The 15,997-nt window shown below is 62.5% G+C and carries 15 protein-coding genes; 6 read left to right on the top strand and 9 right to left on the bottom strand.

The features are described from left to right. Window positions 1-4 precede the first annotated feature (4 nt). The 4 genes from GO014_RS10830 to GO014_RS10815 form a co-directional block, all read right to left on the bottom strand. On the bottom strand, window positions 5-994 hold the full coding sequence (locus GO014_RS10830) for an esterase-like activity of phytase family protein (protein WP_179952953.1): 990 nt from the start codon (window positions 992-994) through the stop codon (window positions 5-7). Beyond that, entirely contained in the window at window positions 994-2,886 is a 1,893-nt protein-coding gene (gene cobT, locus GO014_RS10825) for a cobaltochelatase subunit CobT (protein WP_116587259.1), read from the bottom strand. The genes GO014_RS10830 and cobT overlap by 1 nt, the downstream gene beginning before the upstream one ends. 127 nt (window positions 2,887-3,013) lie before the next feature. Next, entirely contained in the window at window positions 3,014-3,997 is a 984-nt protein-coding gene (gene cobS / locus GO014_RS10820; protein WP_157290317.1) for a cobaltochelatase subunit CobS, read from the bottom strand. A gap of 104 nt (window positions 3,998-4,101) precedes the next feature. Beyond that, entirely contained in the window at window positions 4,102-4,725 is a 624-nt protein-coding gene (locus GO014_RS10815; RefSeq protein WP_157290316.1) for a J domain-containing protein, read from the bottom strand. 42 nt (window positions 4,726-4,767) lie between these two features. Between GO014_RS10815 and GO014_RS10810 the strand changes: the two genes are divergently transcribed. After that, the gene (locus tag GO014_RS10810; protein WP_104892967.1) at window positions 4,768-5,037 is read left to right on the top strand and encodes a BolA family protein; all 270 of its coding nucleotides are present in this window, start codon (window positions 4,768-4,770) and stop codon (window positions 5,035-5,037) included. On the opposite strand, the gene GO014_RS10805 is transcribed toward GO014_RS10810, so the two are convergent. Genes GO014_RS10805 through GO014_RS10795 form a run of 3 tightly spaced genes read right to left on the bottom strand, consistent with a single transcriptional unit; the run spans window position 5,038 to window position 8,040 of the window. Continuing rightward, on the bottom strand, window positions 5,038-6,336 hold the full coding sequence (locus GO014_RS10805) for an HlyC/CorC family transporter (RefSeq protein WP_157290315.1): 1,299 nt from the start codon (window positions 6,334-6,336) through the stop codon (window positions 5,038-5,040). Then, window positions 6,333-7,448 (bottom strand): 3-dehydroquinate synthase, encoded by a 1,116-nt coding sequence (aroB, locus tag GO014_RS10800; RefSeq protein ID WP_157290314.1) that lies wholly within the window; start codon window positions 7,446-7,448, stop codon window positions 6,333-6,335. The genes GO014_RS10805 and aroB overlap by 4 nt, the downstream gene beginning before the upstream one ends. Window positions 7,449-7,452: 4 nt before the next feature. Next, window positions 7,453-8,040, bottom strand: a complete 588-nt coding sequence (locus tag GO014_RS10795; protein WP_116587264.1) for a shikimate kinase — start codon at window positions 8,038-8,040, stop codon at window positions 7,453-7,455. A gap of 170 nt (window positions 8,041-8,210) precedes the next feature. On the opposite strand from GO014_RS10795, the gene GO014_RS19565 reads away from it, so the two are divergent. The 5 genes from GO014_RS19565 to GO014_RS10770 all read left to right on the top strand — a co-directional run bounded on the left by GO014_RS19565 (window position 8,211) and on the right by GO014_RS10770 (window position 12,455). Further along, entirely contained in the window at window positions 8,211-8,426 is a 216-nt protein-coding gene (locus GO014_RS19565) for a histidine kinase (RefSeq protein ID WP_343030906.1), read from the top strand. Continuing rightward, window positions 8,423-9,331 carry a site-specific tyrosine recombinase XerD gene (locus GO014_RS10785; RefSeq protein WP_157290313.1) on the top strand — a complete coding sequence of 303 codons (909 nt, stop codon included), beginning with the start codon at window positions 8,423-8,425 and terminating at the stop codon, window positions 9,329-9,331. The genes GO014_RS19565 and GO014_RS10785 overlap by 4 nt, the downstream gene beginning before the upstream one ends. Before the next feature lie 159 nt (window positions 9,332-9,490). Beyond that, on the top strand, window positions 9,491-10,444 hold the full coding sequence (locus GO014_RS10780) for an acetyl-CoA carboxylase carboxyltransferase subunit alpha (protein ID WP_157290312.1): 954 nt from the start codon (window positions 9,491-9,493) through the stop codon (window positions 10,442-10,444). 224 nt (window positions 10,445-10,668) lie between these two features. Beyond that, window positions 10,669-11,691, top strand: a complete 1,023-nt coding sequence (locus GO014_RS19560; RefSeq protein ID WP_179952952.1) for a L,D-transpeptidase family protein — start codon at window positions 10,669-10,671, stop codon at window positions 11,689-11,691. Window positions 11,692-11,783: 92 nt separating this feature from the next. Then, complete coding sequence (locus GO014_RS10770) at window positions 11,784-12,455, top strand: hypothetical protein (RefSeq protein ID WP_157290311.1); 672 nt, start codon at window positions 11,784-11,786, stop codon at window positions 12,453-12,455. On the opposite strand, the gene GO014_RS10765 is transcribed toward GO014_RS10770, so the two are convergent. Next, window positions 12,452-13,084, bottom strand: a complete 633-nt coding sequence (locus GO014_RS10765) for a DNA methyltransferase (RefSeq protein WP_157290310.1) — start codon at window positions 13,082-13,084, stop codon at window positions 12,452-12,454. The two genes, GO014_RS10770 and GO014_RS10765, sit on opposite strands and share 4 nt — an antisense overlap. A gap of 9 nt (window positions 13,085-13,093) precedes the next feature. Beyond that, window positions 13,094-15,802: a preprotein translocase subunit SecA gene (gene secA, locus GO014_RS10760; RefSeq protein ID WP_157290309.1), complete on the bottom strand. Its 2,709-nt coding sequence runs from the start codon at window positions 15,800-15,802 to the stop codon at window positions 13,094-13,096. Between the last annotated feature and the right edge of the window lie 195 nt (window positions 15,803-15,997).

The following is a 15,997-nucleotide window of genomic DNA, read 5'->3' as shown; positions in this document are numbered from 1 at the left end:
CGAGCTAGTCCTGTGGCAGCGCGAACTCCAGAATGAGATTGCGCTGCCAATCGTTGAAATTATTGTCAGAGCCGATGAGGATGCGCGTCTCGCCGCCAGGCGTTTCGTGCACCAGCAGGCTTTCCATATTGTCAATTTCGCCGCCTTGCGCCGAAACCAGCAATTCGCCGCGCATTAGATTGCCCGGCCGCACGTGATCGGCGGGCACCAGCCGCAAATTCATTACGAAGGCAAACAGCGACACACCGCGCTCGAGCACCAGCAGATCGCCATTGGGCAGGAATTTGCAGTCGGTTGGATTGACGATTGGGCTGTTGGTATAGCCGATCGGTCCCTTGTCGTTGACGCCAAGCAACTCACCGCGATGATTGCCATTGCTGTCCAGCGCTTCTTCGGTCAGCAGCAGGGTGGAGCCGGCAATGGGCGATGCCTCTGGGGCAATGCAGACCGATTCCAGACTTTCATTGGTCCTCAGATCGGTCAGCCATTGCGGAATGCTGACTTCCCGCGCCGCACCACCCGGCCGCCCATCGGTGATGACAAAATCGGCCACCCGCGTCAGATGTTCAAACCCCACGCGCACCGCATAGGGCTCGCCGTCGCGCCAGACGGTGTCCATGCCTTCGGCATCGCGGGCAAACTGGCGCGGCAGGACGGTGCCGCCCGAATTCTGCATCGGCTCGATCGTGACCCCGATCAACCCGATCAGCCGGTCCGCCTCGTCATAGGCCAATCGTCCGGAAATGAAGTTGCCCCGGTCGGACACGAAGGCAATGCGCTGGTCCGGTCCAGTGACGGTCACGCTCGACAAGCCGCCAAAAGTATCGACCGGACTTTGCAGTGTGAGGCCACCGCGAAAGATCAGCCGGTCGACCGGCTGGTCCAGTTCTGCGCCCTTGAACCGTGTGACGGGGGCGGCACTGACCATCAACTCCATCGCCCCGGCCGGCAAGGCCAGAACCAACATTGCCACGGCAGTTGCGGCCCGCAGCATCATCCCCGGGCCCGCCGTCGCGTCTGGGCCGGCAGTTCCTCGTCGAACAGCGCCGCCAGTTCATCGGTCAGCGCACCGGCCAGTTCCTCGGCATCGAGCAGGGTCACGGCACGCCGGTAATAGCGCGTCACGTCGTGGCCAATGCCCACGGCCACCAACTGGATCGGCGAGCGGGTCTCGATATCCTCGATCACCTGCCGCAGATGGGCCTCGAGATAATTGCCGGCATTGACTGACTGGGTCGAGTCATCCACCGGCGCGCCATCGGAAATCACCATCATGATGCGGCGCTGCTCGGGCCGCGCCATCAAGCGCTTGCGCGCCCATTCAAGCGCTTCGCCATCGATGTTTTCCTTCAGCAGCCCCTCGCGCATCATCAGGCCCAGATTGCGCCGCGCATGGCGCCATGGCTCATCAGCCGCCTTGTAGATGATGTGGCGAATGTCGTTGACCCGGCCCGGATTGGGCGGGCGATTGGCCTCCAGCCATGCTTCACGGCTCTTGCCGCCCTTCCAGGCGCGGGTGGTAAAGCCCAGAATCTCGACCTTCACCCCGCATCGCTCGAGCGTGCGCGCAAGAATGTCGCCACAGATCGCCGCAATGGTGATCGGCCGGCCGCGCATCGAACCCGAATTGTCGATCAGCAGCGTCACCACGGTGTCGCGGAACTCGGTGTCGTTCTCGACCTTGAAGCTGAGCGCCTGCAGCGGATCGGTGACCACGCGGGTGAGGCGCGCCGTATCGAGCAGCCCCTCCTCGAGATCGAACTGCCAGCTCCGGTTCTGCTTGGCCATCAGCCGGCGCTGCAGCTTGTTGGCCAGCCGCGCCACGGCGCCGGCAAGGTTTTCGAGCTGCTTGTCGAGCAGGGCACGCAACTGATCAAGCTCGTCGGGCGGGCACAGCTCGGCCGCCTTGACGATCTCGTCATATTTCTGCGTGAAAACCTTGTAGTTAAACTGGTTGGACAGCCGCTCGCCACCATCCTTGGCGGGCGGTGGCATGGGCGCATCCTCGCCCGCTTCGGCCTCGGCGTCCTCGTCGCTATCGGCCATGTCGGCTTCCATGCCCTCGACATCGCCGCTCTCTTCGCTTTCGCCCGCCTGCTGATCGTCCTCGCTCTCGGACTGTTCGTTCTCGCCCTCGCCCTGCTCCTGGTCCTTTTCGGAACCCTGCGCCTGCTCGGGCTGATTGTCCTCGGCCGCGTCCTCATCGCTGTCCGACGGGTCTTCCATATCGCTCTCGGCGATCAGGTTGAGGTCACGCAGCACGGCACGCGCCGCCCGCGAGAAATCCTCCTGGCTCTCATAGGTCTCAAGCAGCTTTTCAATCGAGGAACCGGCCTTGGCCTCGATCTCCTTGCGCCACAGATCCACCAGCGCATGGCCCGAGGGCGGCACCTCGACCCCGGCCAGTCTCTCGCGCAGCATCAGCCCCAGCGCCTCGGCCAAAGGCGCATCGCCCTTGTCGTTGACCTCGGCGAAATTGGCGCGGAACAGCCGGTCTTCCAGCATTTCGTGGATATTGCCCACCATGCCCGGCATGCGAATGCAGCCCAGCGATTCCACCCGCGCCTGTTCGAGCGCGTCAAAGGCCGCCCGCGCCTGCGGGTCCATGGGCGCCCGCTTGCGATGGGAATCTGGATCATGGCTGGCCAGCCGCATGGCCATGGCATCGCCCTGCCCGCGGGCAATGGCGATATCGCGCCGGGTCGGCAGGCGCGGCAGATTGGCCAGCCGCGCCTTGTCCGAGGTCAGCAGCGGCCGGTCAGCGGTAAAGCTCACCTCAAGCTCCGGCTTCGCCCCGATTGCGCGCACCGTCGCGCCCATGGCGCTCTTGAACGCCTGGGTCTGGTCGGGCTTGTTGGCTTTGCTGCGCGGTGGTGGGTTTGCCATGAATCATTTGCCTTGGTGGCCGCGACCTCATGGTTCGACAAGCTCACCATGAGGTCCACGAGACGACGCAGAATTCACAGTAGGCCTCGCCCTGAGCCTGCCGAAGGGCGAGGTCGTGCGCGCTGGATTAAGCCATCACCGCGAGATTTGCGGAGCTTTCCGGCAGGTCTTCGCCGAACACGCGCTGGTAGAACTCGGCCACCACCGGGCGTTCGAGCTCGTCGCATTTGTTCAGGAAGGTCAACCGGAAGGCAAAGCCGATATCGCCACCGAAAATGACAGCGTTTTCGGCCCAGGTGATGACACCGCGGGGCGACATGACCGTCGAAATATCGCCATTGATGAAAGCCGAACGGGTCAGATCCGCCAGACGCACCATATTGGCGATCTGCTTTTTGCCCTTTTCGGTTTCGCCATAAGCCTTGTTCTTGGCCAGGACGATGCCGACTTCCTTGTCATGCGGCAGATAGTTGAGCGTCGTCACGATGCTCCAGCGGTCCATCTGCCCCTGATTGATCTGCTGCGTGCCGTGATAGAGGCCGGAAGTATCGCCCAAACCAATAGTATTGGTGGTCGAGAACAGGCGGAAGGAAGGGTGCGGAATGATCACCCGGTTCTGGTCGAGCAGGGTCAGCCGGCCCGACTGCTCCAGCACGCGCTGGATCACGAACATCACGTCCGGGCGACCGGCATCATATTCGTCGAACACCAGCGCGATATTGTTTTGCACGGCCCAGGGCAGAATGCCGTCGCGGAATTCGGTGATCTGCTTGCCATCCTTGAGGACAATGGCGTCCTTGCCGACCAGATCGATGCGCGACACGTGGCTGTCCAGGTTCACGCGCACCAAAGGCCAGTTCAGCCGGGCAGCGACCTGCTCGATATGGGTGGATTTGCCCGTGCCGTGATAGCCCTGCACCATGACGCGGCGGTTATAGGCAAAGCCGGCCAGGATCGCCAGCGTGGTATTGCGGTCGAACAGATAGTCCGGATCAATCGGCGGCACGTGGTCGGTGCGTTCCTTGTAACCCTTGACCACCATGTCCGTGTCGATCCCGAACAGATCCCGCGCCTGGTATTCGGTATCGGGCAAATTGGCGAATTCAGTCATGGTCGGGCTCTTGGAAATGCAAGGAAAAATTCTGCGAAGGCGGGGGCTCTATAGCAGCAATGTGACGGCGCGGGTAGCCTCGGGATAGTGAGGCCGGGGTGATGCTAGCGCACCACGAACCCCTGCTTCTTCAGATGGGTATAGGCCGCGATCACCGAGCGCAGGCGTTCTTCCGAAGAAGCGTCACCCCCATTGACGTCCGGATGGTGCTTCTTGACCAGGTCCTTATAGGCCCGCTTGATCTCGTCGGATTTGGCATGAGCGGTAAAGCCCAGCACTTCGAGCGCCCGGCGGTCCGGCTCGTTGAGCGGCTTGACCCGCTCGGTCGCCGGGCGCTTGGACTGCTGATAGCGATAGCGCGCGAAAACGCCGAACGGATCACCATATTTGTCGCCCGGCTTGGCCGCATTGCGCCCGGCTGCACGGACTGCACCGGGATTGCCGGTGGCAAAGCTTGATCGTGATTCGGCCTTGGGCGGGGTATGCAGCGCCTCGTCCAGCTCATCAGGGCTCATGCCGGCGAAATAGTTGAACGCCTTGTTGTAGTGCCGAACATGTTCGAGGCAGAAATTGTGATACTGCCCCTCCGAGCCCGCACCCTTGGGCGCCCTGAACTCGCCGGCCGCTTCACAGCCTTCCCAGTCGCACTGCACCTCGACCGGTTCGGGCTTTTCTTCCCGCCGCGGCCGAATGCGAATGTTATCGAAGAGCTTGGATTGCTGTTTCATTGTGCCTAGTTGTGTCTTCAGTCAGATATCGGAGCCGACACCATGTCCATGACGGACACGATCCACGCCAAGCTCACCGAAAAATTCGCTCCCCTCCATCTGGAGGTGATCGATGAATCCCAGTCTCACCACGGTCATGCCGGTTGGCGCGAGGGCGGTGAAACCCATTTTCGTGTCAGAATCGCGACCCGCAATTTTGACGGGCTAAGCCGCGTAGCGCAACACCGTGCGGTGAACGAAGCGCTTGACGATGAATTGAAGTCCAGCGTGCATGCCCTCGCCATCGAGGTGCTGCCGACGTCTTCCATATAGTCAATCCGCCGGCGCGTCGCCACCCTCCATTCGGGGGGTGATCCGCACTTTGGACACCCGCTGCCGGTCCCGCTCCAGCACCAGGAAGGAAAAGCCATGCGCTTCCACCTGGTGGCCCGGCTCGGGAATGAGCTTTGCGGCGTTGATGACAATGCCGGCCACGGTGTTGGCGTGCTCGTCCGGCAGGTCCCAGTCCAGCAGGCGATTGATATCACGAATGGCGATACTGGCATCGACGATGAAGCTGCCATCGTCCTGCTTGTCGATGCCGAACACGGCTTCGTCGTCCGGCTCGTCATGCTCGTCGGAAATGTCGCCGACGATTTCCTCGATGATGTCCTCAAGCGTCACCAGCCCTTCGAGCACGCCATATTCGTCCAGCACCAGCGCCATATGCGAATGGCGTTTCAAGAACGCCGAGAGCTGAACCTGCACGGCGGTGGACTGGGGGATGAACCAGGGCTTGGTCATGATCTGTCGGATATCGACGCGTGAGGCGTCCCCATCCACCGCAATCAGCGCGCGCAGCACGTCTTTGGCGTGAATGATGCCGACAATATCGTCGGTTTCGCCCTGATAGAGCGGTATGCGGGTATAGGCGCTTTCCAGTACCGCCTTGACCAGCTCATCGGCGCTCATGGTGGCGTCGAGCGCCAGCATCTGGGTGCGATGCACCATCACATCGCTGACCACCAGGTCGCGCAGGTCCAGCAGGCCGCCCAGCATGTCGCGGTCACCCTTGACCACTTCGCCTTCCGAATGCAGCAGGTCCAGCGTACCGCGGATTTCGTCATGCCCCGAGATCGCACTGACATTGCTCGCATCGAGCCCGAAGAGCCTGAGGATGGCATTGACGATGGCCTGCACTGCCAGGGTCACCGGCGCAAACACGATCACCACCACGCGGATCACCGGCGAGACAGTGAGCGCGAAACCATCGGGCCGCATCAGTGCCAGTGTCTTGGGCAGCACCTCGGAAAACACCACCACGGCCGCCGTCATGGCGATCGTGGCATAGGCAATGCCGGCCTCGCCGAACAGGGCAATCAGCACGCTGGCAGCCAGGGTCGAGGCCAGAATATTGACGATGTTGTTGCCCAGAAGGATCGCCCCGATCAGCCGCTCCTTCTGGCTGGACAATTGCTCAACCAGCGCTGCCCTCTTGTCGCCAGCGCGCGAAAGCTGGTGCATGCGCGCCCGCGAAGCCGCCGTCAGCGCGGTTTCCGAGCCAGAAAAGAAAAAACTCATCGCCAGCAGCAAGAGGATGCCGCCAGAAGTTAGCCAAAGGGTGAGGCTCATTTTGTGCGCATCTCCTCCAGAAAGGCCCGAACGGCCTGCGGGTCGACATTCTTTTCGATAAAGGCCTGGCCAATGCCGCGGGTCAGGATAAAGGTCAGCGCGCCGCGCGACACCTTCTTGTCCTGCGCGATGGCCGCCATCAGTTTATCTGTTGAGCCGAGTTCGCCCGGAATATCACCAAGGCGCGTCGGCAGGCCCGCAGCCACCAGATGCGCCTTCACCCGGCCGCCATCCTGCCCCGGCGCCAGCCCGAGCCGGTTGGAAAAACCATGCGCCAGCACCATGCCGATGGCCACGCCTTCACCATGCAGCAGGCGGCTCGAATAGCCGGTATCCTTTTCCAGCGCATGGCCGAAGGTGTGCCCCAGATTGAGCAGGGCCCGGACGCCGGTTTCCTTCTCGTCCGCGATCACCACCCGCGCCTTATGGGCGCAACAGCGGGCAATCGCCTCGCCCCGCGCCGGCCCGCCGGCAAAGATTTCCATGCGGTTGGCTTCAAGCCATTCAAAAAATTCTGCGTCGTCGATCAGCCCATATTTGACCACTTCGGCATAGCCGGCGGCAAATTGGCGCGGATCGAGCGTATCGAGCGCGGAGAGGTCCGCCAGCACCAGCCTGGGTTGATGAAACGCCCCGACCAGGTTCTTGCCATGTGGTGAATTGATGCCTGTCTTGCCGCCCACAGAGGAGTCCACCTGCGCCAGCAGCGAGGTCGGCACCTGCACGAAATCCATGCCACGCCGCGTCACCGCAGCGGCAAACCCGGCCAGATCGCCAATAACGCCGCCACCCAGCGCGATCACCAGATCGCCGCGTTCCAGCTTGGCCGCCAGAAGCCCCTCGACCACCTTTTCGAGCATGGCATAGCTCTTGGTGCTCTCACCGGCCGGCAGCACTATGGTGTCATAGGAAAGCTCTGCCGCATCGAGGCCCGCGGTCAGTCGTGGCAATTGGGCTGCCGCAACCATCTCGTCGGTAACGATGCCATAGCGCCGGCCCGGGAATTTTTCCTTGAGGATCGCCCCGGCCTCCTCGATCAATTTCGGGCCGATCAGAATGTCATAGGCGCGCTCACCCAGGGCAACATGAACTGTGTGGTCGATCTGGGCCATGGGATTAGGCTTGCTCTTTCTTGAAGTGGTCGAGCAGGGCGACAATGACATCCCCCGCAACATTGTCCTGTGGCACATCGCGGCTGACCACGGTCAGATCCGCTTCGGCATAGATCGGATAGCGATCTTCTATCAGTTTTTCGAGCGTACCCCTGGGGTCGGCTGTCTTGAGCAGGGGCCTGTTTGAGCGGCGCGAAACCCGCTCGAACAGCACATCGAGATCGGCCTTAAGCCAAACTGACACTGCACCGGCCTTGACCAGCGCCCTGGTGTCGGCATTGACGAAAGCGCCGCCCCCGGTGGCCAAGACAATATCCTTTTCCTTGAGCAGCCGGGCAATCACCCGCATTTCCCCGGCGCGAAACTCGCCCTCGCCGCGCTGCTCGAAGATTTCCGGGATGCTCATTTGCGCAGCGCGTTCGATTTCCTCGTCGCTGTCGATGAACTGGCGGCCCAAACGAGCGGCAAGGCGCCGGCCCACGGTGGTCTTGCCGGCCCCCATCATGCCCACCAGCACCAGTGGTCGGCCATTCAGCCGGCTGGCCAATGCCCGGGCCCGGCCCTGCCGTCCACCGCCATCCGTTCTGCTCAACTGCCGCGCCCTCCGATCATGGCCGCTATCAACCGGTCCCGGCCCGGCCTGTCAAGCATACCGACCCCCGGGTTGATCGCGAGGCCCGGTTTCGGCGAAGCTGGAAAAACAAGACAACCGCAACCTTTTGCTCATAGTGTTCAGGCCGTTCCGGCACGCAAGGACCCTTCATGCCCTCCCTGATCCGCCTTCTTATCACCCTGATCTTCCTGGGCGGCCTGGTCTATGCAGGCATGTTCGCCCTGGTCGCCTTTGTCGAGCCCACGCCCAAGGAAGTCAGCCAGCGCATTCCGACCCGTGAACTGCTGGGCGAAACCGAGACCAACCGCCCCGGCGGCAATCTGCCCCGGCCCAATGTCACCTCTGAGCCCGGCACCGGCCAATGAGTGGCGGGCATCTGATCGGTAGTTTCCTTGAGATGATGAGCGCCGAGCGCGGCGCCGCGGCCAACACGATTGAAGCCTATCGGCGCGATCTCACCCATTACGCCGCCTTCGTCTCGGCACAGCACCAGACCCTGCTGAACGCCACGCGCGACACCGTGACCGCCTGGCTCGATGATCTCAAGACCGAGGGGCTTTCAGCTTCCTCCAGCGCCCGGCGCCTTTCGGCCATTCGCCAGTTCCACAAGTTTCTCTGTGCCGACGGGATCCGCAGCGACGATCCCACCCGCATCGTTGCCAGCCCCAAATCCCGCCGCGCTTTACCCAAGGTGCTGTCCCTTGCCGAGGTCGATCGCCTGCTGACCCTGGCCGAAACCGAAGCCAACACGCCCGCCAGCCCGCAAAAGCAGGTCGCGGCGCAGCGCCTCTACGTGCTGCTCGAAATGCTTTATGCCACCGGCCTGCGTGTCTCCGAGCTCGTCAGCCTGAAACGCGCCGCCGTGATGCGCGACGCCGCATTCATCACCGTCACCGGCAAGGGCAACAAGGACCGCGTGGTGCCCATGAACGATCGCGCGCGCGACGCCGTGCGCTTTTGGATCGGCATGCTTGAGCCCGGCCTTTTCCTGTTTCCTGCCAAGGGGGAGGATGGTCATCTCACCCGCCAGGTCTTCGCGCGCGACCTGAAAGCCCTGGCCGCCCGCGCCGGCATTTCCACCGCGCGCGTCGCCCCGCATGTTCTGCGCCACGCCTTTGCCAGTCATTTGCTGGCCGGCGGCGCCGATCTGCGCGTGGTGCAGATGCTGCTCGGCCATGCCGACATTTCCACAACCCAGATCTACACTCATGTGCTGGATGAGAAACTGCGCAAGCTGGTCGAAAGCCACCATCCGCTGGCCAATGGCTGAGTTCTGCTCACCAAATCCCAACCATTTCGCGTCCAGAGCTTGACTCGGCATTGCTCCGTCGCCACTTTCCGGCCACTTTAAGGCGCAAGAGCAGCGGGCCAGAATGCATGGGCCGCAAACGAGCCTCGTGCCAGAACAATGACCCTTTTGGGCGGTGGGATGCAGTCTTATCTCGATTTTGAAAAACCGGTTGCCGATCTCGAAGCCAAGATCGCCGAACTGAAGTCGATGGCCCAGAGCGATCAGGCCGTGTCAATCGACGAGGAAGTGAACCGGCTGTCCGCCCGCGCCGACGAGGCGCTGGTCGAGATTTATCGCAAGCTGACCCCCTGGCAGAAGACTCAGGTGGCGCGCCATCCGCAGCGTCCGCATTTTTCCGACTATGTACGCGCGCTGATCACCGAATGGACCCCGCTGGCCGGCGATCGCAAATTCGGGGAAGACGCGGCGCTGCAGGCTGGCTTCGGCCGTTTCAACGGCACACCAGTTGCCGTGCTGGGCCAGGAAAAGGGCAATTCCACCGAAACGCGTTTGAAGCACAATTTCGGCATGGCCAATCCCGAGGGCTACCGCAAGGCTGTCCGCATCATGGACATGGCCGACCGCTTCTCGGTTCCGGTGATTTCCTTTGTCGATACCTCCGGCGCTTATCCCGGCATCGGCGCCGAGGAACGCGGCCAGGCCGAGGCTATTGCCCGTTCCACCGAAAAAAGCCTCGAACTGGGTGTGCCCAATATTGCCATCATCATTGGTGAAGGCGGCTCGGGCGGCGCCATCGCCATTGCCACGGCCAATCGCGTGCTGATGCTCGAAAACGCCATCTATTCGGTGATTTCGCCCGAGGCCGGCGCCTCGATCCTGTTCCGCGACGCCGCCAAGGCGCAGGACATGGCCACGGCCCAGAAGATCACCGCTCAGGACCTGCTTGGCTTTGGGGTCATTGACGCCATCATCCCTGAGCCGGCCGGCGGCGCCCACCGCCACCACGGAACCATCATGGATTCCACGCGCGCCGCCCTCAGCGCCTTCCTCAAGGATTTTGCCGGCAAGTCGCGTCTCGAGGCCCGCGAACACCGCCGCGAGAAGTTCCTGGCGATTGGGACGAGCCTTTAGGTATCGTCCAGCCGGTACGGACCAATAGGGCCGTGCAAACGGCTTTGCATAGCGCTGGGTAGCGTGGACCCGAGCCACGCTCGGCGCCATCCACACATCCGCGTGATCGCCGCCCGCTTCCGCCCTTCACCCGCCCATGATAAAGGCTTCGTTCACCGCAACGGGTCATACTGCGCTAACCATTGGCCCGGCTGCGGGCTGTTCTCGTGACGGGCTGGACATCCTTGACTGCCACCTTCATTCATCGCCTCGGCGCCATCGTTATCCTTGTTTGGCTGAGCCTGGGCCTCGCCGCCTGCTCCAATTTCGTCAAGGGCGGCGACAACCGCCACAATGTGCCGCTTGCCGGCAGTGTCGTGCAGGGCCTGCGCAATATGGGCTCCGCCCCCAATCAGGGCATGGTGGTGCGCATCTTCAAGGAAGAATCCGTACTTGAGGTCTGGAAGAAGACCAGCTCGGGCACCTACAACCTCTTCAAGACCTATGAGATTTGCGCCTATTCGGGCGATCTTGGCCCCAAGTTCAAGGAAGGCGACCGGCAGAGCCCCGAAGGGTTCTATACCATCACGCCGGGCCTGATGAATCCGCGCTCAAGCTATTATCTCGCCTTCAACACCGGCTTTCCCAACAAGTTCGATCGCGCCCATGGCCGCACCGGCTCGGACCTGATGGTGCATGGTGACTGCTCATCGCGCGGCTGCTACGCCATGACCGATGCCGGCATTGCCGAGATCTATGCGCTGGCCCGCGAAACCTTCAAGGGCGGCAATTCCAGCTTCCAGCTCCAGATCTTCCCCTTCCGCATGACCACGGCAAACATGGCCAGGCACGCCACCAGCCCGCATCTGGACTTCTGGAAGGACATCAAGGAAGGCCATGATTATTTCGAGCTGACCAAGACCCCGCCGGTCTGGGACGTCTGCGAAAAGCAATACATCTTCAACCCGGCCGGGTCCGGCCCGCTCGACGCCGCCGGCGCCTGTCCCCCTTCGGTGCAGAGCCCGGCCCTGACCGCCAAGCTCAAGGCCGACGAGGCCGATCTGGCCGCCAAGGCGGAAGCCGCCCGGCTCGCAGCCGAGCGCAAGGCAGCCGAAGAGGCAGCGCTCCAGGCTCGCGGTCAGGCTGTGACCGGTTTCTTCTCCGGTATTGGCGAAAATATCGGCGGGCTGTTCGGCGGCAAACCGGGTGGCCAACCCGACGGCCAGGCGACAACCGGCATGCCGACCCCGGACACCCAGCGCCCTTGATTGACAGAACCTGCCGCGGCAGGATCATGCGGCGGTCAAAGTTCTGCCCCAGTTGAGGCCGACTGCGGGCCGCAAGAGCATGGAAGGCCCTGATGGATCAGCCGGACAGCGCCAAATCTGACAGTGCCTCCGCGGCCGTGGTCATCGATGAAGTGCGCCCGGCTGCGCCATCCACACCGGCTGGCCGCCCAGCCCGCACTCACGAGCCTGCAGCACCGCACCATGCACCACGCCTGCCGGGGCTGCTTGCTTTCGGCGCCGTGCTGTTCGGCATTGCCGCCTTTGCCTTTTCCGGCTGGATCTACAGCCAGAACCGGCAGGAGATCCTGCGCCTCTCCACCGAGCTTGCCGAGCTGCGCGTCAGCCTGGATCTTTATACCCGCAATGGCGGGCAAGAGGGCAGCCTTGCCGCGCTGGAAGAGCGGCTCTCCGAGCTTGAAGCTACCCTGGCCGACACCAACGTAACGGTGCCCACGACCGCCTCCGCCCCCCCCGCAGTGTCCCCTACCGGCAGTAATCAGGAAGATTGCCTCCCGGTCGGCATGCGCCTGCTGGTGGCCTCGGGCGATGCCTATGCCGTCTGCGATCAGCCCGGCACGGTCGAGGTCAGCGTCGTGGACAATGGCTATATCACCCTTTCCGACGGCACCTCCGTGCCCTCGGGCGGCTCCATGCCTCTGCCGGGCAGCCCCTGCATGATCGCGGTCACCTCGGGCGGCGATGAGGGTGTCACCGGCTACGCTGAAATCCGCGTGAGCTGTTAGGCCCCGAAAATCAGCAATGAACTGTGCTGCACCCCCGGCCCCGCTGGCCAGCCGGATGTGTTGATCCGCACCACTTCGCGTTCCAGCCGCAAAACTGCGCCGATCGCCTCGGCCATCTGTCCCACCAAAGGACGAAAGCCGTCCTCGGTCAGGATATTGGACACTTCCACCACGAGCCTGCCGCCCGGTGCCACATGGGGCGCAATGCTGGCAAAGATCGCCTTCATATCCGCAAAATAGCTAGGCCCCCACGGGTCGTCGTCCAGGTTCACCGTAGGATAAGGCGGGCTGGTATAGACCAGCGCAAAACGGGAAAGCTCGTGCGCCTCCAATTCCTGGATCGGCGCCTGGATGATCCGGTTGGGCGGCCACAGCCTTTCGCGTACCCAATCGGCTCGCGCGGTATTGGGCTCAAAGCCGACGCAATGCCGGCCCATGGCCTGTGCGGTGATCAGGCCGGTGCCCAGACCCGCAAACGGGTCCAGCATCCAGTCGCCGGGACGTGAATAGGCGTTCAACACCAGCCGCGCCAGCTCCGCCGGTGAGCGATCATCGGCGAAGCCACTAAAGTCGATGGCGTCCAGCGTTCCGTCAATGGCGATCCAATCGCTATCCAGCAGATTGGTCACCGCCCCGCCTCAGGCGAAGGCGCCGTGGCAATGCTTGAACTTCTTGCCCGACCCGCAGGGGCAGGGTGCATTGCGCGACACGCCGACCAGCAGCTTGGGATCCACCGGCGGCAACCCGTCCCGGCTGGCCGCAGCATCGCCCGCCGCATCATTCTCGCCGGTCAGCGGATCGATATGGGTCTGGGTCAGCTTGGCCGGATCGGGCGCCTGTGGCGTTTCCGGCTGGCGGATCTGCAATTCGACATGGCTGATCTGGGTGGTCACCAGCTCGCGCAGATTGCCCAGCAGCGCCTGGAACAGTTCATAGGCTTCCTGCTTGTATTCGTTGAGCGGATCGCGCTGGGCGACACCGCGCCAGCCCACCACCTTGGAGAGGTGGTCCAGCATCACCAGATGCTCGCGCCAGAGACCGTCGACCGATTGCAGCAGGATCGACTTTTCCACCTGCCGCATGACCGAGGGCGAATATTTCTCGGTCTTGGCGGCAATATGCGCGTCGGCCGCTTCGCGAATGCGCTGTTCCATGGCCTCGGCATCAATGCCTTCCTCGCCGGCCCATTCGGCGGCGGGAATATCGATATTGAGATAGGTCTTGGCGGCAGCGGCCAGCTGTTCGGTGTTCCACTGTTCGGGATAGGAACGCGGCGGCATGGCCTTGGCCGAAATGTTCTCCACGACATCGTGGCGCATCTCGGTGATGGTCTCGCTGACGTCCTCGGCATCCATGAATTCGAGACGCTGTTCGAAGATCACCTTGCGCTGATCGTTCATCACATCGTCGTATTTCAGGATGTTCTTGCGGATGTCGAAATTGCGCGCCTCGACCTTGCCCTGGGCCCGCTCAATGGCCTTGGTGACCCAGGGATGGGTGATGCTCTCGCCCTGTTCGAGCCCCAGCTTGCCCAGCATGGAATCCATCGAATCCACCGGGAAGATCCGCATCAGGTCGTCCTGCAGGCTGAGGAAGAACTTCGAATGCCCCGGATCGCCCTGGCGACCCGAACGGCCGCGCAGCTGGTTGTCGATGCGGCGGCTTTCATGCCGCTCGGTGCCGATCACCATCAGGCCGCCAGCGGCCAGCGCCTTGGCCTTGTCTTCGGCAATCTTGGCCTTGATCTGCTCGATTTTTTTCTCGCGCGCTTCGCCCTCGAGTTCACTCGCCTCGCGCTGGATGCGCATTTCCAGATTACCGCCAAGCTGAATATCGGTACCGCGACCGGCCATGTTGGTAGCAATGGTAATGGCGCCCGGCAGGCCCGCATCGGCCACGATAAAGGCTTCCTGCTCGTGATGACGGGCATTGAGCACGTTCATTTGGCCCACGTTCTTCTTGCGCAGGATTTCGGCCAGCATCTCGCTCTTTTCAATCGAGGTGGTGCCCACCAGCACGGGCTGGCCGCGGTCCTGGCATTCCTTGATCAATTCGGCGATGGCCTCGAACTTTTCCTCAGCGGTGCGATAGATCGCATCGTCCTCGTCGATCCGCTGGATCGGCAGATTGGTCGGTACCGTGGTCACGCCCAGGCTATAGATATCGGCAAATTCCTCGGCCTCGGTCGCCGCCGTACCGGTCATGCCGGCCAGCTTGGTGTAGAGGCGGAAATAATTCTGGAAGGTGATCGAGGCCAGCGTCTGGTTTTCGGCCTGGATCTTGACCTGTTCCTTGGCTTCCAGGGCCTGATGCAGGCCTTCCGAATAGCGGCGGCCCGGCATCATGCGGCCCGAGAACTCGTCAATGATCACCACCTCGCCGCCTTCCGGCGTGTCGCGGACGATATAGTCCTTGTCCTTGCGGAACAACTTGTGGGCGCGCAGAGCCGAATTGGCGTGATGCACCAGCGCTACATTTTCCACGTCATACATGGACTCGCCGCGCAGCAGCCCCGCTTCGCGCAGCGCCGCCTCGAGCTTTTCCACGCCCTGATCGGTAAAGGTCGCGGCGCGATGCTTTTCGTCCAGCTCGTAATCGCCCTCGCCGATCACCTCGATCAGCTTGTCGATCTTCACATAGAGCTCGGAGCGGTCTTCGGACGGGCCCGAAATGATCAGCGGCGTGCGCGCCTCATCGATCAGGATCGAGTCCACTTCGTCGACAATGGCGAATTCATGCCCGCGCTGCACCATCTGGGCACGGGTATATTTCATGTTGTCGCGCAGATAGTCGAAGCCGAGCTCGTTATTGGTGCCATAGGTGATGTCGGCGGCATAGGCGGCCTTGCGCTCGGCATCGGTCAGCCCATGCACGATCACGCCATAGGAAAGGCCCAGGAAATTGTAGATCTGGCCCATCCAGGCTGCGTCACGCCGCACCAGATAGTCATTGACCGTCACCAGATGCGCGCCCTTGCCGGTCAGCGCATTGAGATAGAGCGGCAGCGTCGCAACCAGCGTCTTGCCTTCGCCCGTCCGCATCTCGGCAATTGAGCGGTCGTTCATCACCATGCCGCCGATCAGCTGCACATCGAAATGCCGCATGCCCAGGACGCGCTTGGAGGCCTCGCGCACCGTGGCAAAGGCCGGCACGATCAGATCCTCGAGCTTGGCGCCCTTTTCAAGCTGGGCCTTGAACTCGGCCGTTCGCGCCTTGAGCTGATCGTCGCTGAGCTTGGCCAGGTCCGGCTCCAGCGCGTTGATCGCCGCGACCTTCCCCTGGTACCGCTTGACCTGCCTGTCCGAGGTTGACCCGAAGAATTTACGGGCAAGCGCAGCAAGTGCCATTGTTTTAAGGTCCTTTGTTCGTGAGCGGCGGGGCTGGTGGAGCGGGCGGCCTGCAATAAATGCGGGCGCTAGCGGGCCCCGTTTCGCCTCGTCACAACTTGGGGAACCCTTCTCGGTTCCCTCTTGCGGATTACGCGCATGGTTCCAGCCTTGCTTTTCGGGCGCTTCTGGCGGTCCCATGCTCAATGAAAGCGG

Origin of the sequence: Devosia marina (genome assembly GCF_009758415.1) — a bacterium.
GTDB classification, from domain to species: Bacteria; Pseudomonadota; Alphaproteobacteria; order Rhizobiales; family Devosiaceae; genus Devosia; species Devosia marina.
Note: the sequence above shows the minus strand (reverse complement) of the source record. Positions and strands in the feature narration are given on the sequence as shown.

Bases quoted from the DNA above. Each gene is read 5' to 3' on its own strand.
- GO014_RS10830 (WP_179952953.1), bottom strand. From the start codon at position 994: ATGCTGCGGGCCGCAACTGCCGTGGCAATGTTGGTTCTGGCCTTGCCG.
- cobT (WP_116587259.1), bottom strand. From the start codon at position 2,886: ATGGCAAACCCACCACCGCGCAGCAAAGCCAACAAGCCCGACCAGACC.
- cobS (WP_157290317.1), bottom strand. From the start codon at position 3,997: ATGACTGAATTCGCCAATTTGCCCGATACCGAATACCAGGCGCGGGAT.
- GO014_RS10815 (WP_157290316.1), bottom strand. From the start codon at position 4,725: ATGAAACAGCAATCCAAGCTCTTCGATAACATTCGCATTCGGCCGCGG.
- GO014_RS10810 (WP_104892967.1), top strand. From the start codon at position 4,768: ATGTCCATGACGGACACGATCCACGCCAAGCTCACCGAAAAATTCGCT.
- GO014_RS10805 (WP_157290315.1), bottom strand. From the start codon at position 6,336: ATGAGCCTCACCCTTTGGCTAACTTCTGGCGGCATCCTCTTGCTGCTG.
- aroB (WP_157290314.1), bottom strand. From the start codon at position 7,448: ATGGCCCAGATCGACCACACAGTTCATGTTGCCCTGGGTGAGCGCGCC.
- GO014_RS19565 (WP_343030906.1), top strand. From the start codon at position 8,211: ATGCCCTCCCTGATCCGCCTTCTTATCACCCTGATCTTCCTGGGCGGC.
- GO014_RS10785 (WP_157290313.1), top strand. From the start codon at position 8,423: ATGAGTGGCGGGCATCTGATCGGTAGTTTCCTTGAGATGATGAGCGCC.
- GO014_RS10780 (WP_157290312.1), top strand. From the start codon at position 9,491: ATGCAGTCTTATCTCGATTTTGAAAAACCGGTTGCCGATCTCGAAGCC.
- GO014_RS10770 (WP_157290311.1), top strand. From the start codon at position 11,784: ATGGATCAGCCGGACAGCGCCAAATCTGACAGTGCCTCCGCGGCCGTG.
- secA (WP_157290309.1), bottom strand. From the start codon at position 15,802: ATGGCACTTGCTGCGCTTGCCCGTAAATTCTTCGGGTCAACCTCGGAC.